This is a genomic window from Gordonia marina, assembly GCF_052036135.1.
GTDB lineage: Bacteria > Actinomycetota > Actinomycetes > Mycobacteriales > Mycobacteriaceae > Gordonia.
The window spans coordinates 83,486-101,502 of record NZ_JBPSDN010000014.1 but is presented as its reverse complement, the minus strand read 5'-3'; the positions used below and the strand labels follow the sequence as shown (position 1 = coordinate 101,502).

Annotated in this window: 12 protein-coding genes; 2 read left to right on the top strand and 10 right to left on the bottom strand. The window is 73.4% G+C overall.

Features of this window, described 5'->3' with window-relative positions:
• Nucleotides 1–373: 373 nt before the first annotated feature.
• A complete protein-coding gene (gene ligA, locus ACSEEN_RS11195; RefSeq protein ID WP_247864415.1) occupies nucleotides 374–2,512 on the bottom strand; it encodes an NAD-dependent DNA ligase LigA in 2,139 nt (712 codons plus the stop codon).
• A 48-nt stretch (nucleotides 2,513–2,560) separates the two neighbouring features.
• Between ligA and ACSEEN_RS11190 the strand changes: the two genes are divergently transcribed.
• Entirely contained in the window at nucleotides 2,561–2,953 is a 393-nt protein-coding gene (locus tag ACSEEN_RS11190; RefSeq protein ID WP_440713198.1) for an MmcQ/YjbR family DNA-binding protein, read from the top strand.
• Between the two features lie 159 nt (nucleotides 2,954–3,112).
• On the opposite strand, the gene ACSEEN_RS11185 is transcribed toward ACSEEN_RS11190, so the two are convergent.
• Nucleotides 3,113–4,396 (bottom strand): MFS transporter, encoded by a 1,284-nt coding sequence (locus tag ACSEEN_RS11185; RefSeq protein WP_440713209.1) that lies wholly within the window; start codon nucleotides 4,394–4,396, stop codon nucleotides 3,113–3,115.
• Between the two features lie 156 nt (nucleotides 4,397–4,552).
• Here ACSEEN_RS11185 and ACSEEN_RS11180 point away from each other — a divergent pair, with 156 nt between their 5' ends.
• Nucleotides 4,553–5,179 carry a GntR family transcriptional regulator gene (locus ACSEEN_RS11180; RefSeq protein WP_440713197.1) on the top strand — a complete coding sequence of 209 codons (627 nt, stop codon included), beginning with the start codon at nucleotides 4,553–4,555 and terminating at the stop codon, nucleotides 5,177–5,179.
• Nucleotides 5,180–5,433: 254 nt separating this feature from the next.
• Here the strand turns inward: ACSEEN_RS11180 and ACSEEN_RS11175 are convergent, their stop codons facing one another.
• From ACSEEN_RS11175 to ACSEEN_RS11140, 8 genes are all read right to left on the bottom strand, one after another.
• Complete coding sequence (locus ACSEEN_RS11175) at nucleotides 5,434–6,462, bottom strand: uroporphyrinogen decarboxylase/cobalamine-independent methonine synthase family protein (protein WP_440713196.1); 1,029 nt, start codon at nucleotides 6,460–6,462, stop codon at nucleotides 5,434–5,436.
• Between the two features lie 149 nt (nucleotides 6,463–6,611).
• Nucleotides 6,612–7,742 carry a tRNA 2-thiouridine(34) synthase MnmA gene (gene mnmA, locus ACSEEN_RS11170; RefSeq protein ID WP_440713195.1) on the bottom strand — a complete coding sequence of 377 codons (1,131 nt, stop codon included), beginning with the start codon at nucleotides 7,740–7,742 and terminating at the stop codon, nucleotides 6,612–6,614.
• A 221-nt stretch (nucleotides 7,743–7,963) separates the two neighbouring features.
• The gene (locus ACSEEN_RS11165) at nucleotides 7,964–9,133 is read right to left on the bottom strand and encodes a cysteine desulfurase family protein (protein ID WP_440713194.1); all 1,170 of its coding nucleotides are present in this window, start codon (nucleotides 9,131–9,133) and stop codon (nucleotides 7,964–7,966) included.
• A 113-nt stretch (nucleotides 9,134–9,246) separates the two neighbouring features.
• Complete coding sequence (locus ACSEEN_RS11160) at nucleotides 9,247–10,620, bottom strand: FAD-binding oxidoreductase (protein WP_440713193.1); 1,374 nt, start codon at nucleotides 10,618–10,620, stop codon at nucleotides 9,247–9,249.
• Nucleotides 10,621–10,719: 99 nt separating this feature from the next.
• Entirely contained in the window at nucleotides 10,720–14,202 is a 3,483-nt protein-coding gene (locus tag ACSEEN_RS11155) for an ATP-binding protein (protein ID WP_440713192.1), read from the bottom strand.
• Nucleotides 14,203–14,226: 24 nt separating this feature from the next.
• On the bottom strand, nucleotides 14,227–15,702 hold the full coding sequence (locus tag ACSEEN_RS11150; protein WP_440713191.1) for an MFS transporter: 1,476 nt from the start codon (nucleotides 15,700–15,702) through the stop codon (nucleotides 14,227–14,229).
• A gap of 118 nt (nucleotides 15,703–15,820) precedes the next feature.
• The gene (locus ACSEEN_RS11145; protein WP_440713190.1) at nucleotides 15,821–16,711 is read right to left on the bottom strand and encodes a lysophospholipid acyltransferase family protein; all 891 of its coding nucleotides are present in this window, start codon (nucleotides 16,709–16,711) and stop codon (nucleotides 15,821–15,823) included.
• Nucleotides 16,712–16,722: 11 nt separating this feature from the next.
• A complete protein-coding gene (locus tag ACSEEN_RS11140) occupies nucleotides 16,723–17,568 on the bottom strand; it encodes a GNAT family N-acetyltransferase (protein ID WP_440713189.1) in 846 nt (281 codons plus the stop codon).
• Nucleotides 17,569–18,017: the final 449 nt, after the last annotated feature.

Below are 18,017 nucleotides of genomic sequence, written 5' to 3'. Positions count from 1 at the left end.
CTGCACGAGGCGTGGGTGAAATATCACGCGGGGTTCGGCGCCGCCGACATCCGGCTGGTGACGTCGAGCATCGCCGCGAACCCGCGGGTACCCGACGTCTACCGCGTGCTCGGCGATCACCTGGTGGCCCCGAACGCCGGCGTGCTGGGCGTCGCGGTTCCGCTGCTGGAAGCGACCCTCGGGGTGCTGCTGATCTGCGGGATCGGCACCACCGCGGCCGCGGCGGTCTCGGCCCTCACCCTCACCGTGTACTGGCAGGCCGATCAGCTGATCTGGGAGTATCCGCCGATGATGGTGCTTTCGGTTCTGACGGTCCTCGCCCGGCCCGCGGCGTCCGCGTGGTCGCTGCCCGCGCTCTTCGCCAGACGCGGTATCAGGCGCCGGAGGAATCCGGCGCCTCCTGTTCCGGATCCTCCGTCCCCGGCTGTTCCGGCTCCTCCTGTTCCGGCTCCTCCTGCTCCGTCCCCGACCGCCCCGTCTCCAGCAGGATCTTGAAGGCGTCCTCGTCGAGGATCGGCACGCCCAGCTGCTCGGCCTTGGCGGCCTTGCTGCCGGGGGCGTCGCCGATCACCACGTAGTCGGTCTTCTTCGACACCGAGCCGGACGCCTTGCCGCCGCGGGCGATGATCGCCTCCTTGGCGCCGTCGCGGGTGAAGTCGTTCAGCGAGCCCGTGACGACGATGGTCTTGCCCTCCAGCGTCCGCGGCGTGGACTCGTCCACCTCGTCGGCCATCGACACCCCGGCCGCGCGCCACTTGGCGACGATCTCCCGGTGCCAGTCCACCTCGAACCAGTCCCGGACGCTCGCGGCCAGGGTCTCCCCGACGCCGTCCACCTCGGCGAGCTCCTCCACACTCGCCGCCTCGATCTTCGCCAGCGAGCCGAAGGCGGTCGCGAGCGCGCGGGCGGCGGTCGGGCCGACGTGCCGGATCGAGAGCGCCACCAGAACCCGCCACAGCGGCGCGTCCTTCGCGGTCTCCAGGTGCGTCAGCAGCCGTTGCCCGTTGGCCGACAGCTCCCCCTTGGTGGTGGTGTAGAACGACGTCCGCGCGAGGTCGTCGGCGGTGAGCGTGAACAGGTCACCCTCGTCCTCGATCACGCCGCTCGCCAGCAGCGCCGTCGCCCCCTCGTAGCCGAGCGCGTCGATGTCGAACCCGCCGCGCCCGGCCAGATGGAAGAGCCGTTCCCGCAGCTGCGCCGGGCAGTGGTGCGCGTTGGGGCAGCGGATGTCGGCGTCGCTCTCCTTCTCCGGCCGCAGCGCGGCGCCGCACTCCGGGCAGTGCGTCGGCATCACGAACTCGCGTTCGGTGCCGTCGCGCAGATCCACCACCGGCCCGAGCACCTCCGGGATCACGTCGCCGGCCTTGCGGATGGTCACGGTGTCGCCGATCAGCACGCCCTTGCGCTTGACCTCCGAGGCGTTGTGCAGCGTCGCGCGAGCGACCGTCGACCCGGCGACCAGCACCGGTTCCATGTCGGCGTACGGCGTGACCCGTCCCGTGCGGCCGACGCCGACCTTGATGTCGAGCAGTTTGGTGGTGACCTCTTCGGGCGGATATTTGTAGGCGATCGCCCAGCGCGGGGCGCGCGAGGTGGACCCCAGCCGCCGTTGCAGGGCGACGTCGTCCACCTTCACCACCAGCCCGTCGATCTCGTGCTCCACCGAATGCCGGTGCTCGCCCCAATAGGCGATGGTGTCGAGGATCGCGTCGGCGCCGGTCACCTTCGAGGTGTGTGCAGACACGGGGAGACCCCACTCACCGAGGGCCAGGTAGACGTCGTGCAGCGACTCCGGGCGCCAGCCGTCGATCCGTCCCACGCCGTGGCAGATCATGTGCAGATTGCGTTGCGCGGTGATCTGCGGGTTCTTCTGGCGCAGCGATCCGGCCGCCGAATTGCGGGGGTTCGCGAACGGGGGTTTGCCCTGCTCCACCAGCGAGGCGTTGAGGACCTCGAAATCCTCCAGCCGGAAGTACACCTCGCCGCGCACTTCCAGGAGGTCGGGCAGCGGGCGGCCCGGCGCCGGAGTCAGCTGGTTCGGGACGTTCGCGATGGTGCGGGCGTTGAGCGTCACGTCCTCGCCGGTGCGGCCGTCGCCGCGCGTCACGCCGCGGATCAGCCTGCCGTTCTCGTAGGTCAGCGCGAGCGCGACGCCGTCGATCTTGAGCTCACAGAGGAACTCGACGCCGCCCGGTTCCGCGGCGCCGGCGTCGACCTCGGTGCGTGCCACCCACGCACGCATCTCGTCGTCGTCGAAGACGTTGTCCAGCGACATCATCCGTTCGAGGTGGTCGACCGGGGTGAAGGCCGTGGAGAAGCCGCCGCCGACCAGCTTGGTCGGCGAGTCCGGGACGGCCAGCTCGGGGTGCTCGTCCTCCATGGCCTGCAGGCGCCGCAGCAGCGTGTCGAACTCGGCGTCGCTGATGATCGGCGCGTCGTTGACGTAGTAGCGGAACTGGTGGTCGCGGATCTCGGCGGCCAGCTCGGCCCATTCATGCTCGGGAGACGTCACGAGACGATCTTAGGGCCGGGCGCCGACAGCCCCGCCTACCCTGGTGGCATGCCGCATCCGATCATGTTCGACGACTCCGATCCGATCCTGGGCAAGCTGCGCGAGATCGCCCTCGCCCTGCCGGAGGCCACCGAGAAGATCGCGCACGGCCGGCCGACGTTCCGCTGCGGCAAGATGTTCGCGATGTACGGCGGGGCGCGCAAGGGCGAGACCAAGGTCCGGCGCGATCACGCGCTCCTCTTCATCCCCGACCCCGGCGAGCGGCGAGCCCTGGAACAGGACGAACGCTTCTACGTGCCCGCGTACGTCGGCGCCTACGGCTGGCTCGGCCTCGACCTGGCGCTCGACGTCGACTGGGCCGAGGTAGCCGAACTGCTCGACGCCAGCTTCCGCCAGATCGCCCCGAAACGCGCCATCGCGCGGTTGCCGGCGGCCGACTGACCGGTCGTTCCGCCCCGGCGTCGTCGGCCATGGGCATATCTGGGGCCACGACGGGAATCTTCCCCCGTGACCCGGCATATGCCGGTCACCGACACGACCGGGCCGCCCGCGACGACGGTCGTCTCCGCGCGCCGGTCGGTACCGAACCCGCGGCGGGCGTCAGTGCTGACCGAATGCCCCGCGACGTGCACCGATCCAGAGTCCGGGCAGCAGCGCCAGGGCCACCACGGCTCCGACGTAGCCGACCGCGCCGAAACCCGCGCCCGCCATCAAGAGCCCGGCGAGGGCACCGGCGGCCGCCCCCGACAGCGCGATGAGCACGTCGATCGAGCCCTGTGTCTTGGGCCGGTTCGTGGTCGTCGTCGCGTCCACGACCAGCGCGGTGCCGGTGATGAGCCCGAAGTTCCAGCCCAGACCGAGCAGGATGAGCGCCACCGTCAGCCAGCCGGTGGATCCGGCCGGCGCCAGCGAGGCGAGCAGCCCGGCGACCGCCAGGCAGAGGCTCGACGCCGCCGCCATCGGCAGGCGGCCGATCCGGTCGACCAGCGGGCCGGTGACCAGCGACGGCAGGAACATCGCGGCGATGTGCAGGCTGATCACCAGCCCCACCGCCCCGAGACCGTGGTGATGATCCACCATGTGCACCGGCGTCATCGTCATCACGCCGGTCATCACGATCTGCGTGGTGACCATGACGGCGGCACCGGCGTACAGGGCCGACCGGGGCAGCGTCGCCGCGCCGGATTCGGCCACCTGGACACCGTCGCCGGCCGGTGCGGCCGCCTCAGCCTCGGCGACCCGTCGCGCCAGCAGATACGGGTCGGGGCGCAGCAGCAGCTGGAAGCAGATCCCGGCGGCACCGAACGCGACTGCGGCGAGCAGGAACGGACCGGCGAGCACCGGGATGCCGAGCGTCTTCGCGAGGTCGCCGAGCGGCGTGATCAGGTTGGGACCGGCCACCGCGCCCAGCGTCGTCGCCGCCAGTGAGACGCTGATCGCCCGGCCCCGCCGATACGGTTCGGCGAGATCGGTGCCCGCGTAGCGTGCCTGCAGATTGGTGGCGGTACCGGAGCCGTAGACGAACAGCGCGACCAGCAGCAGCGGGATGTTACCGATCGTCGCGGCCACCAGGATCCCCACCGCGCCGAGCGCACCGGCACCGAAGCCGAGCGCCAGACCGGCCCGGCGGCCGCGCCGCTGGGCGATCCGGCCCACCCCGAAGGCGGCGAGCGCCGAGCCCAGCGTGAACAGCGCGGCGGGCAGCCCGCTGAGCGCATCCGAGCCGAGCATGTCCTTGGCGAGCAGCGCGCCGACCGACACTCCGGCCGACAGACCGGCGCCGCCGAGGATCTGGCTGGCGACCACCACGGCGAGGGTCCGGCGCTGCACGCGATCGATCTCCGCACGATCGATCGCCCCCGCGTCGATCTCCGCGGGGCCGATCTGCACGGGATCCGCGGCGGCGGAGGTCGGGACGTCGTTCACAACGACTAGGATCCTAGTTGGATCCCAGATGCGCAAGCCGTATTCCGGACGCGGGCCGTCCGCGGCCACGACGATAGGCTCGTCTGACAGGGAACAGCGGGAGGAAGGTGACCGATGAGCGAGGCTTCGGCGGCCGATCGCGCGCTCGCGCACATCCGCTCGGCGGTGCTGTCGGGCACCTATCCCCCCGGGACCATGCTCAGCGAGTCGGCGCTCGCGGCCGACCTGGCGCTGAGCCGCACCCCGATCCGCGCGGCCCTGCGGCTCCTGCAGGACGAAGGGCTGCTCACCATCTATCCCCAGCGCGGCGCGCTGGTCCGGGAGCTCAGTCCGCGGGAGGTCCGGGAGGCGGCCGAGGCACGGAACGCGCTGGAGACGGCCGGGGTGCACTTCGCCGACGAGGCGGCCCGCCGGGGCCTCCGCGCCCGGCTCGCCCCGAGTCTCGCCGCGCAGGAACGCGCACTGGAGGCCGGCGACTTCCCCACCTTCGTGCGGGCGGCCATGGAATTTCACCGCAGCTTCGCCGGGCTCGCGCAGAACGCGGTGCTGCTGGACCTCTATGACCGGCTCCAGGACCGCCAGATGCTCTCGATCCTGCGCAGCACCCCGGCCATCACCGGTCAGCCGCGGCAGGTCCTCGACGAGCATCGGGCCCTGCTCGACGACGCCGAGTCCGGCGACTGGGTGTCGTTCGCCGGGCGCCTCCTGGCGCACCAGGAGGAGAGCCATCGCTTGCCGTGACGACGACGCTTCCGATTCTCACCGATCGACGACACCGGTCACGCGGTGGCCTCGCCCCGGTCTCACGACGGCCGGGCGCAGCCCCACGACGACCGAGCACAGCCCCACGACGGCCGAGCACAGCCCCATGACGATCGAGCGAAGTCGAGATCACCCACAACGACCGAGCACAGCCCCACGACCACCGAACCCAATCGAGAACACCCGGCCACTTAAGCGGTCTCGACTCCGCTCGACCACCATGCCCGCACCACTCACGCGGTGGTGAGGGCGTCCGCCACGGTCGTGGAGATCGCCAGGGCGGCGCGCGCCCAGGAGGCCGTCGCACCGGCGAGACCGCACGTCGGAGTGACGAGCAGTTGCTCGCGAAACACACCGCGCGGCAGGCCGATCCGGTCGATCAGGCCGGTCAGCCGGGTGACCAGGTCGTCGGCCACCTGGTTCTGCGGCAGACCCGGATCGACGGCGGGGACCACTCCGGCCAGCAGCGTGCGGCCGGAGTCGAGGGTCTCGCCGAACCGGTCGTAGTCGGCCACCCGCAGCTGTGTGAGGTCCATCGAGAGCGCGTACGACCGCGCCGCGCGCAGCAACTCCCAGCGAGGCGGCGCACAGCTGTGCAGGATCATCGGGCGCGCGACCTGCTGCGCCACCCCTTCCAGCAGCTGCGCGATCTCCGGGACCGGGATCGGCAGAATGGGGTCGAGTCTGGTCAGCGGGGTGACGGTACCGTCGATCACGTCACCGATCGAGGGCTCGTCGAGTTGCACCACCACCCGCACACCGAGGCGACGTTCGAGTTCGGCCGCCTGCCCGTCGAGCCCCGCGGCGAGCGAGGCGGCGACGTCGCGCAGCGCCCCGCGGTCCCGGATCACCTTGTGTCCGCCGCGCAGTTCGACGTGGGCGGCGAACGTGAACGGCCCGGCGGCCTGGATCTTGACGACCCCGGCCTCGCCGCGCAGGCCCGCCGTCTCCCAGCGCTCCTCGAGCGCGTCGAGATCCCACCGAAGGTAGTCCCGGGCGCGCCGGGTCTCCGCCGTCGGCGACGCCGCGAGACGGTAGGTGCGGTGCACGTAGTCGACGGGGAGGTCGACCAGCAGTCCGGCGGTGCGGCCGATCACGTCGGCGCCCACCCCGCGCGCCGGCAGTTCGGGCAGGAAGACGAGTCCGGACCCGCCGAGTTCCCCGGCCGCGAGTGCGGCGGCGCCGCGGGGATCGGTGCCCGGCAGCGAACCGATCCCGGTCGCCGTCCCCGTCGGGATCGCGCTCTGCGCGTCATCACTCACAGTGGCCCACCCAATTGTCGCGTGCGCTACCCGGCCGCACGACGATCCGCGTCACTCACCGGCATGCGCGTCACCCGCGACCGCCGCGGCGGTCGACGACTGCCGCGGATCCGCTCGGAACAGAAGGGGTACACGCCACGCCGCAGGACTCAGGGGGTGGCCGAGGAGATGCGGCCGGAGCCCAGGACCAGGTCACCGCGCTCGGCGTCGGGGCGATACAGCACTGCGGCCTGACCACGGGCGACGCCGCGCAGCGGCTCGCGCAGCGCGATCTCGATGCCCGGCCCGTCCCCCGAACCCGTCGCGGGGATCGGGGTCGCGACGGCCTCCGCCAATCCACCGTGCGCACGCACCTGCACGACGCACTCGATCGGCCCGTCCGGCACCACGCCGGACGACCACACGGCCTTGGTGGCGACGATGGTGCGCACGTCGAGATCCTCCGCACCGCCGACGGTGACGGTGCCGCTGGCCGGGTCGATGGCGGTCACATAGCGCGGTGCGCCGTCCGCCGCGGGCGCGTCGATGCCCAGGCCCTTGCGCTGGCCGATGGTGAAGCCGTGCACGCCGTCGTGCCCGCCGAGCCGCTCCCCCGTCGCCCCGTCGACCAGCGCTCCGGGACGCACGCCGATGCGGGCGCCGAGGAAAGCGCGGGTGTCGCCGGTCGGGATGAAGCAGATGTCGTGCGAATCGGGCTTGTTCGCCACCAGCAGGCCGCGGCGCTCGGCCTCCTCGCGGATCCGCGGCTTGGGGGTGTCGCCGATCGGGAACATCGCGCGGGACAGCTGGTCGTGGTCGAGCACGGCCAACACGTACGACTGGTCCTTGTCGTGATCGACCGCCCGCCGCAGTTCCCCGCCGGACAGCCGCGCGTAGTGACCGGTGGCCAGCGCATCGAAGCCGAGGGCCTGCGCCCGCTCGGCGAGCGCCGCGAACTTGATCTTCTCATTGCAGCTCAGGCACGGATTCGGGGTCTCACCGGCCGCGTACGACGCGACGAACTCGTCGATCACGTCTTCCTTGAAGCGGTCGGCGAAGTCCCACACGTAGAACGGGATGCCGAGCATGTCGGCGACGCGGCGGGCGTCGTCGGCGTCCTCGCGCGAACAGCAGCCGCGCGAGCCGGTCCGCAGTGCGCCGGGCGCGGTCGAGAGGGCCAGGTGAACGCCGGTCACGTCGTGTCCGGCCTCGACGGCGCGGGCCGCGGCGACCGAGGAGTCGACGCCGCCGCTCATCGCGACGAGGACCCTTCGACGGCGTGTCGTCGCAAGCTCCGCCACGGGCTCAGGGACCGCCCTTCGACGGGGGGACGTCGCAGGCTCAGGGATCGTGCCTCGACGGGGGGTCGTTTCGACACGGTCACTCACTTCGTTCGCGACCGGCTCAACGGGCTGCGAGACGACGGGCTGAGCGGCAACGGGCTGAGCGGCAACGGGCTGCGAGGCAACGACGGGCTGAGTGGACGCGGCCGGCGGTGACGACGGGGCGGGCTGCGAGGTCATCAGCGCACCCCGGTCAAGCCGGCGGCGAGGGCGCGGTCGATCACCTCGTCGAGCACGACCCCGAGCCGCACCACGTCGGCGGCGGTGTTGTCCGGCCCGAACGAGAATCGCAGCGAGCCGCGGGCGGCGGCCCGGTCCATCCCCATCGCGAGGAGGACGTGACTGGCCGAGGCGACCCCGGCGGTGCAGGCCGAGCCGGTGGAGCACTCGATGTCGCGGGCGTCGAGCAGCATGAGCAGCGAGTCGCCCTCGCAACCGGTGAACGTGACGTGCACCAGGCCGGGCAGGCCGTCGGGCCGCGAGTTCACGACCGCCCCGTCGATGCCGTCCACGATCCCCAGCAGGTCGTCGCGCAGCCCTCCGAGGTGCGCGGTGTGCGCGTCCATCCGGTCGACGGCCACCCGCAGCGCGGCCGCCATGCCCGCGGCCCCGGCCACGTCCTGGGTGCCCGACCGCAGGTCGCGCTCGTGTCCGCCGCCGTTGAGCAGCGGCTGGCACGGGACGTCGCGCCCGAGGATCAGGGCGCCGACGCCCTGCGGGCCGCCGAACTTGTGCGCGGCCACACTCATCGCGCAGAGTCCGCTCGCGGTGAAGTCGACCGGCACGTGCCCGATCGCGGCCACCGCGTCGGAATGCATCGGGATGTGGTACTCGCGCGCCAGCGCGGCCAGATCGGCGATCGGCTGCAGCGTCCCGACCTCGTTGTTGGCCCACATGATCGAGATCACGGCGACCTCGGCGGCGTGGTCCTCCAGCTCGGCGGCGAGGTCGGCCGGATCGACGCGCCCGGTCGCGTCGACCGGCAGGACCACCAGTTCGGCGTCCTCGTGGTCGGCCAGCCACTGCGCCGGATCCAGGACCGCGTGGTGCTCGACGGCGGAGATCACCACGCGCCGGCGACGGCCGTCCTGGGCACGCCGCGCCCGGTAGATCCCCTTGAGCGCGAGATTGTCCGACTCGGTACCGCCCGCGGTGAACAGCACCTGCGACGGCCGGGCGCCCAGCAACCGCGCGATCGACTCGCGCGACTCCTCCAGGGTCCGGCGGGCGCGGCGCCCGGCGTCGTGCAGGGACATCGGGTTGCCCGGACGGCGCCAGGCATCGGTCATCGCCGCGACGGCCTCGGGGACGATCGCTGTGGAGGCGGCATTGTCGAGATAGACGGACATGATCGCTCCCCAGGATAACCGCGCGGAGGCGGATCGACCCAATGCCGTCCGCCGGGCCGACGGGGCTGACACGAAAGTCCCTGCGCATGTGTCGCCGCCGAAGCGGACCGCGGTCAGCGCACCACCTGCCCGACGGCGAGCACGCCGGCCGGGTCGTAGCGCTGGGCGAGCGCGCGCAGCCACTCGACGGTGTCGGCGTCGTAGCAGGCGGTGATCACGGCCGGATCGCCGCTGGCGGCGAAGTTCGGGAGCCGCCCGCCGGTCAGCCACGGCCCCATCGCCCCGGCCAGAGCCTGCTCGGCCGGGGCGACGGCCTCGGCGATCGGCGGCACCAGCGCGCCGATGGCGTACAGGTGGAACGGCGCGTCCCGCTGGCACACGGCACTGGCCACGGCCGGCTCGGCGGCGAACGCGCCGCCGAGCAGCCGCAGCTCCACCACCAGCAGCGGACACGGCGCCTCCGGGCCGGCGACGGCGAGCAGGGCGTCGACCGCGTCGGCGGGCAGGCCGGAGAGCAGGTGCCCGTCCTCCAGGACCGGCATGGGGTCGACCGGGTCGGCATGCACGGCGCCGATCGCCGCGTACGGGAGCACACCGAGGCCGTCGAGGATCGGCTCGGCGGCCGCCCGGATCGGCGCGAAGAGCGCGGCCGCCTCGTCGGCCGGACCGGTGTGCACATAGCGGACGGCGACGGTGAGCCGGCCGGCGAGCTGCGGCGGGACGCCCGGCAGGGCCGGGAGGCGCAGCAGCGCGATCGAGGTGTTGGCCTCGGCGGGCAGGTCCCGCGTCCACGACCGCCAGGCGTGCAGCACCGCGGCCGCGTCGGCGCCGTCGAAGTACAGTGCGCCGCCGTAGAACCGCGGGAGTTCGAGCAGTCCGATCCGGACTTGCGTGACGATCCCGAGAGTGGCCTTGCCGCCGCGCAGTCCCCAGAACAGGTCGGCGTTCTCGGTCGGGGTGGCCGTGCGGATCTCACCGTCACCGGTCACCACGTCGATCGCGCGGACGTGGTCGCTCGACGCGCCCACGGTGCGCACCAGCGGCCCGATGCCACCGCCGGTGAGGAAGCCGGCGACGCCGACACTCGGCGCCGACCCGCACAGCGGGGCCAGCCCGTGCGGCGCGGCGGCGTCGATCACTGTCTGCCAGCGCACCCCGGCGCCGACCCGCGCGATGCGGGCGGCCGGGTCGAGTTCGACGATGTCCAGCGCGGACGTGCGGACCAGCAGGGTATGGCCGTCGATCGGGGTGGCACCGTGGCCGGTGCCGTGTACGGCGACGGTCATCCCGTTGGCGGCCGCGAACGCCACGACCGCGGCGACGTCGTCGGCGTCGAGAACGTCGATGACGGCCCAGGGCCGCCGCGAGACGGCGACGTTGAAGCCGAGCGGCTGGTAGCCGTCGTCGGTGGGCCGGTGGACGGTGCCGCGGACGGCGGCGCGCAGGGCGGCGATGTCGGCCTGGTCGAAGCGGCGGTCGGTGCTCATGGAGTTCTCCTCGGGGTCGGTGCGGCCGGGGCCGGCCGCGTCGGAGATACCGTCGCGCCGGGCCCTTGCGGCCCCCTTGGGAAGTCCTTGAACCGCTGGTCAGCCGAGCAGCTCGGCGACGGCGTCGACCACCGCGACCATGCCGATCGCGTCCGCGTCGGCGGCGATCGCGGTCAGTGCCGCGGTGCGTTCGGGCGATGGTGGCGCGTGCCGGGCTTCGAGCAGCCGGCAGTGCAGCAGGCCGGGCGGGCTGTCTTGTGCCACACAGAGTTCGCGGGCCCGGGCGACGGCGGCGCGGGCGGCGGGCTCGTCACCGACCAGGAAGTGCAAGCCCGCCAGCACGACGTCGACGGGTCCGACGCAGCCGACCTGCCCCACCGTCGCGATGCGGCCGGCGAACGGGCTCAGACAGTCGAGGAACGCCGGAGCCAGCTCGGTCAGCGCGAAGTCGGCGACGAGGCCGCCGAGGATCACCGCTTGGGCGAGCGAGGTCCACACCATCGGCCGCGGCGCATCGATGAAGATGCGGGCCATCTCCTCCACCAGCGCGGCGTCGCCGTGGCTCCCGGCGAGCGACGCGACGCCGGAGGCGAGCAGGACCACCACCTCGTTGTCCGGGGTGGCCGCCAGCATCCCGCGCGCCCACTCGAGCGGATCGTTGCCGTTCAGGCCGAGCGCCTGATCGGCGATGTCGTCGAACACGCCGCGCTGGGTGGCCAGGGCCGCCAGCGCGGCGCTGCCCGACACGTAGAGCTCGGTCTGGAAGTGCACCGACACGGCGGTGCGGAAGTGCTCGCGGGCGAGGGCGAAGTCGCCGCGCCAATTGGCGAGCGCGGTCTCCATCCAGCGCAGCTGGGCGCGCAGGACCGGCAGCCGCATGCGTTCACTGCCCGCGATCCCCCGCCGCAGGTGCGCCTGGGTACCGGCCAGATCGCCGATCGACATCAGCGCCATCGTCACCACCGAGTCGGCGATCACCCGGTCGAGGTCGGCTTCGGCGTGCGGCAGGTCGTACAGCTGCCGAGACAGGGCGATGGACTCCCGGGTGTGCGTGGCGACACCGGAGTAGGTCAGCAGGCGGGCCAGCAGGACGTCGGCGGTCACGTCCGGGTCGCCGAGCCGTTCGGCCAGTTCGGCGGCGCGGGCGAGGTTCCCGGCCGGCACCGCGGCGTCGTGGGCGTAGCACTGCCCCACGGCGAGGGCGCCGAGGACCCGCGCGTGCGCGGCGCGGTCGTCGGCGACGGCCTCGGCGGCGGCCAGGAGCGCGTCGTGGACGGGTCCGCCGAGCGTCGCCGGAGCCACCCACGGCCAGCCGCCGCCGGCCCGCAGCAGCACCCCGGCCAGTCGGCCGGCCGTCGCCGTCGCACCGTTGGCGACGGCCTCCCCGAGCCGAACGACGACGGTCTCCAGCACGCTCTGGTGCCGCCCGGCCCGCGTCTCGGCGCGCAGCATCGCGGTGAGCAGGGCATCGCGTTCGGCGAGGTCCCGGTCGGCCGCGGGCAACGACTCGTAGGTGCGCAGCGCGGCCCGCAGCCAGCGCGCCGCCGATTCGGAGTCCCAGCCCGCGACCGCATCGTCGGCCGCCGTCCGGCAGGCCGCCACCACCTCGGCGACGTCGGCGACCGGCAGCGCGTCGAGCAGATGCGCGGCGCGCGCGGCGCGGGCCGCCCCGCCCCGACGTTCGGCGAGGATCTCCGCGACGCGCAGATGCATCCGGCAGCGCCGCAGCGGCCGGATCGCCGCCATGGCCTGCTCGCGGAGCAGGGCGTGCGCGAACGCCGGTCGCCCACCGGCGGCCGACCGCACGACGATCCGCTCGTCGGCGGCCTCGTCCAGGCAGTCGGCGATCTCGGCCGGATCCCGGTCGGCGACGCGGGCGAGCAGCGCCACGTCGATGTCCTCACCGAGGATCGCCGCGTGCCCGATCACCTCGCGGACCGCCGGATCGAGCGTCGCCAGGCGGCGGTCGAGCACCGAGCCGACCGCGGCGGGCACCATCTCGCGGCGCTGCTCGGCGGGCAATCGCGCGTACTCGGAGACGAAGAGCGGGTTGCCGCCGGTGCGGGCGGTGAGCGCCGCCGCCTCGGCGGGCGAGAGCGCCTCGGCGGCCAGCGCCTCGACCAGATCGGCCACCTCATCGTCGCCCAGGCTGGGCACCATCGCGACGTGGCCGCCGCGCACCAGGTCGTCCCGCAGGCGGGCGACGGCGGCGCCGGTCTCCTCCTCGCGAATGGTCAGGATCACGCACAGTCCGGGGCTCATGGTGACGGTGACGAGGTAGCGGAGCAGGCCGGCGGTCAGCGGATCGGCCCAGTGGACGTCGTCGACGATCACCGTGACCGGGTGCGCGGCGGCGGCCTGTTCGAGCAGGTGCTGGACGCGCTCGTAGACGGCGAAGCGCGCGGTGTCGGCGTCGACCCCGCCCGGGACCCGCAAGATCGTGTCCGGATCGGCGTCGAGGTCCCGGCAGAGCTGGCGCAGCGGCCACCACGGCGGCACCCCCTCGGTATCCGGGCAGCGCACCCAGATCACCTGTTCGCCACCGGCCGCGGCGCGCGCCGCGGCCTCCTGCGCCAGCCGGGTCTTGCCGATGCCCGCCGGGCCGAGCAGCGCGAGCCAGCGCGGACCGCTGGACGTGCCGCGGTACAGACCCTCGATCCGGGCGACCAGGTCGGTGCGGCCGACGAGCGGGATCGCCTGCGCCTCCGCCGGTTCCTCGGCGCGGTCCGGGCCGGCCGGCGTCTCCCCGGCCGCCGGCGAGGGCGCCGCGGGCGCGGGCTCGGGCGGGTGCGCGGCGCCGGTCCAGTGCGGCGGCCGCGGCCACGCCTCGATCTCGGGGTCGTGCCGGAGCAGGGCGCCCTGCAGGTCGCGCAGCGCGGTCCCCGGATCCAGGCCCAGCGACTCGCCGAGCGCGGCCGCGTGCGCGGCGTAGACGTCGAGCGCCTCGGTGGTGCGTCCGGAGCGATGCAGGGCGATCATGTGCAGCCACACTCCCCGTTCGCGCAGCGGGTCGTCGGCCCGCAACGCGGTGATCTCGGCGAGAGCGCGCGCGATGTCGCCCTCGGCCAGCAATGCCGTGACGTGCAGCTCCACCACGCCCGACCGCAGCCCGGCGAGGCCGGCGGCGGGCACACCGACCCATTCGGCGTCGCCGAACTCGTCGAGCAGACCCCCGCGCCACTGCGCCAGCGCCCGCTCGCTGAGGTCCAGCGCCTCGGGCCACCGCTGCGCGTCGTGCGCCTGTGCGGCACGACGCGCCAGGTCCTCGGCGACCGCCAGGTCGAGGACGTCGTCGCCCGGGTCGAGCCGGTAGCCGGGACTGACGCGCTCGATGGGTGACGGCCCGGCGTCGCCGTCGCGCAGCGCCCGCCGCAGGTTGGAGAGGTACGCCTGCAGGCTGGTCGCCGCGGCCGCGGGCGGCTGGTCGCCCCACACCGCGTCGGCGAGACGATCGGTGGAGACGACGGCGCCGCGGGCGATCAGCAGGGCGCCGAGAACCGCGCGCTGCTTGGGCGATCCGAGGTCGGCCGCGGTGCCGTCGACGAGGACCTGAAGCGGTCCGAGGACCCGATACTCACGCATCGGGCCACCGGTGCGGGCGGGCGTTCACGGTGCGAGTGTAGAGGCCGGAACGGCCGCATGGGCGGGCTGTTCCGACTCCGCCGGCGCCGGGTCGGCGGCCCGCGCCTTGCGCATGGTCAGCGCCGCGGCGAGCGCGCCGGCGAGGGCGACCGCGGCACCGATCCAGAGGGCGGTGTTCAGCGCGTCGACGAACTCCGTCGGCGAGCCTCCGGCCAGCACGGACCGGGCCGGGAACACGGCACCGAGCGCGGCCACGCCGAGCGCGATGCCCGCCTGCCGGAAGACGTCGTTGATCCCGGCGGCGAGCCCGGCGTCGTCGTCGCGGCTCTCGGCGAGCACCACGCCGCTCATCACCGGATTGAAGACACCGGCGCCGACGCTGGACAGGATGAACCCGGGCGCCATCGCCCAGCCGCTGCCGCCGACCGCCGCGACGGTCATCACGGCGAGTCCGGCGGCGACCGCGACGAGGCCGCCGGTGATCATCCACCACGCCGGGATCCGGCCGATCAGCGAACCGGTGAGGCCCGCGACGACGAACATCACCGCGGTGCCGGGCAGGTAGATCAGGCCCGCGCCGATCGGCGACAGTCCGAGCACACCCTGCAGGTAGAGGGTGACGTAGACGAAGACGGCGAACATCGACGCCGAGATCGCGAAGGTCGCCACCTGGGCACCGGCGAACGACGGATTGGCGAACACCCCCAGCGGCAGCATCGGCTGCTCGACGACACGTTCGACCAGTACGAACAGCCCGAGCGCGACCGCGGCGACGGCGAACGTCCAGAACGTGCGCGGGTCGGTCCAGCCCTTCTCGGCGGCCTCGAAGAAGCCGTAGGTCAGGGCCGCGAGGGCGATGATCGCGGTGACCTGTCCGGCCCAGTCACCGCGCCGCGGCGCGGTGCTGCGCGACTCGGCCACCCAGCGGGTCGCGGCGAGCATCGCCAGGCCGACCGGAACGTTGATCAGGAAGATCGCCCGCCAGTCGAGCCACTGGGTGAGGATCCCGCCGAGCAGCGGGCCGATCGCGAAGGCGCCGCCGATCGTCGCCCCGTAGGCCGCGAGGGAGGTCGCGCGCTCGGCGCGGCCGGGGAAGGCGTGCGCCAGCAGGGCGAGCGAGGTGGCGAACAGCAGTGCCGCGCCCAGCCCCTGCACCACGCGGGCCGCGTTGAGCAGCGTCATGTCGCCGGCGGCGGCACAGACGCCGGAGGCGACGGTGAACACCACCGCACCGATCACGAACACCAGGCGCCGCCCGGAACGATCCGCCCAGGCGCCCGCGGTGAGCACCACCGCGGCCAGCGCCAGGGTGTAGCCGTCGACCACCCATTTGAGGGCGCTCATCCCGGCGCCGAATTCACGGGCGATGGCCGGCAGCGCGGTGTTGACCACCGCGATGTCGAGCATCAGCATGGCGGTGGCGGTGCACACCACCGCCAGCGTCACCCGCTGGGTCCGGGTGAACCGCCCGGGCGGTGCGGTCGCGACGTGGTCCATCATCGTGCTCCTTCATCTCGATTCGATCGGTGAAGGAAGGATCGGCGACGGCGCTTGGGACCTGGTTGCGGTCGGCTTGGACCCGGGCTTGGATTCCGCGCGGGGGTTTCGCGACCGGTACTCAGGCCGGGACGGGCGTCGGCGTCCCGGGTGTGGGCGCCGGTATCGGCGGGACCGGCAGGGCGCGCACCGGCGGATGGATCACCCGCTGGCAGACCGCCGCGAGGTCGCGGCGGTCCCCGGCCGGCGGCACCGGCGGGTGCACGGCGATCGAGACGGTGAGGCCGCGGGCGCGCAGCACCCGGCCCAGGGTGTCGGCGAGGCCGTCGTCGCCGAGGTAGCCGGGCGAGGTGACCGGGTACCCGTCGCGCAGGTAGCACAGCCGGATCGGCACCACCGGCGTGCCGGTGTCGATGGCCGTCTGGAAGAACGCGGGCCGGAACCGGCCGCGGGCCACCCCGCACCAGGTGGTGCCCTCCGGGAAGACGACCACCGGCCGTCCCCGGTCGAGGATCCCGGCGACCCGCTCGATCACCGCGGGGAGTTGCCGCAGCGCGCCGCGGCTGACCGCGAGCACCCCGAAGCACCGCAGCAGCGGCGAGACCGCGCCCATGGCCAGGACCTCCCGCTTGGCGACGAACCGGGCCGGGCTGACCACCGCGACGGCGAAGACGTCGAGGAAGGAGATGTGGTTGGCGACGACGAGCGCACCCCGGAGCCGTCGCGCGTGACGGGGCCGGTGATCGACGATCCGCACCCGCAGTCCGATCGCGACCAGCCCGCAGCGGGCGGTGAAGCGCCAGTACGCGACGCGGGCTGGGCGCGGGGTGAGCAGGGTCAGCGCGCCGAGCGGCAGCAGACTGAGCAGGATCGCGGAGAGCGCCGTCATCCGCCAGACGACCCGCAGCTTTCCGGCCGGCTGTCGTTCGGGCGGCACGCACGACGTCCCGCAGCTGCTGCGCGGGACCCAAGGATTCCCGGCGGGCGCCGCCGCATCGGTGCCCGGAATCATACCCGGCGCGTTCAGTTCGACTCCGCTCCGAGTCCGGGCGCGCTCAGCCGGGCGAGCGCACCGCGGAGGCGGGCCAGGTAGCGCTCGTCGCCCTTCTCCCGGTCGACGATGGTGAGAAAGTCGCCGACGTCGAAGATCTCGTCGAAGGCCGGCTCTCCGCACACCCGCGCGCCGAGCCGGATGTAGCCGCGCAGCAGCGGCGGCAGGACCGGTCGCTCCACGGCGAGCAGGTCGTCCAGGCTCGCGCCGTCCACGTCGACCGTGCGGTACGGGCGCACCCGCCAGGGCGCGGCGTACTTCTCGGCGGCGAGGTCGCGCACCCCGCGCAGTTCGCGGCCGCGACCGGCGGCGGAGTCGAGCGGGACCGAGACGCAGCCCATGAGGTAGCGGTAGCCGCCGTCCTCCAGGTAGCCGAGCACCGCGGTCCACAGCAGGCCGGTGACCGCGCCGCTGCGGTGCTCGGGGTCGACCACCGCGCGGCCCATCTCCACCGTCTCGGGGGCGATCGGGGCCAGCTCGGTGAGATCGAATTCGCTCGCCGAGTACCAGCCGCCGGCGGCGATGGCGCGCGAGGGCGGCAGCACCCGGGCGCAGCCGGCGAGCCGGCCGGTGGGCAGGTGCCGGATCAGGAGGTGGTCGCAGAAGTCGTCGAAGCGGTCGGCGTCCAGGCCGGACTCGTCGTCACCGATGGCGTCGGAGTAGCCCGGCTCGGCGCGGAAGACCTCGAAGCGCAGCCGCTGGGCGGCGCGGATGTCGGCGGGGTGTTCGCTGACGACGACGTCGTACTCCCCCGCGGTGAACAGGATCCGGCGGGCGGGCGAGGCGGTGAGCGGGCTGTGGATCGGAATTACCGTCATGCCCCGAATGGAAGCCGCCGCGTTCGACGCGCAGGCCGCCCCGAAGTGAAACCACGCGGCCGATCCGGTGAACGGACGGATGTCACATTCTGCTCAGTGGGCCCGGACAGGGGGTCGTTTCGACACCCCTCCTCACTCCGTTCGTCGGCGGCTCAACGGGCTACGGAGATACCAGCCCGTTACGCCGTCGGTGGTACCGGATTGCGGAGTACCAGCGCGTTACGCCGTGGGTGGTACCGGACTGCCGAGATACCGGCCCGTTACGCCACGGGTGGTACCGGACTGCGGAGATACCAGCCCGTTGAGCCGTAGGTGGTACCGGGCTGCGGAGGTACCAGCCCGTTACGCCATGGGCGGTACCGGACTGCGGACGTAACAGCCCGTTACGCCATGGGCGGTACCGGACTGCCGAGATACCAGCCCGTTGAGCCGGGCGACGAAGGAGCCCG

Coding starts and splice junctions, on each gene's coding strand:
- ACSEEN_RS11155 (WP_440713192.1), bottom strand. CDS start 14,202: ATGCGTGAGTATCGGGTCCTCGGACCGCTTCAGGTCCTCGTCGACGGC.
- ACSEEN_RS11145 (WP_440713190.1), bottom strand. CDS start 16,711: ATGATTCCGGGCACCGATGCGGCGGCGCCCGCCGGGAATCCTTGGGTC.
- ACSEEN_RS11140 (WP_440713189.1), bottom strand. CDS start 17,568: ATGACGGTAATTCCGATCCACAGCCCGCTCACCGCCTCGCCCGCCCGC.
- ACSEEN_RS11190 (WP_440713198.1), top strand. CDS start 2,561: ATGCCGCATCCGATCATGTTCGACGACTCCGATCCGATCCTGGGCAAG.
- ACSEEN_RS11180 (WP_440713197.1), top strand. CDS start 4,553: ATGAGCGAGGCTTCGGCGGCCGATCGCGCGCTCGCGCACATCCGCTCG.
- ACSEEN_RS11160 (WP_440713193.1), bottom strand. CDS start 10,620: ATGAGCACCGACCGCCGCTTCGACCAGGCCGACATCGCCGCCCTGCGC.
- ACSEEN_RS11150 (WP_440713191.1), bottom strand. CDS start 15,702: ATGATGGACCACGTCGCGACCGCACCGCCCGGGCGGTTCACCCGGACC.
- ACSEEN_RS11165 (WP_440713194.1), bottom strand. CDS start 9,133: ATGTCCGTCTATCTCGACAATGCCGCCTCCACAGCGATCGTCCCCGAG.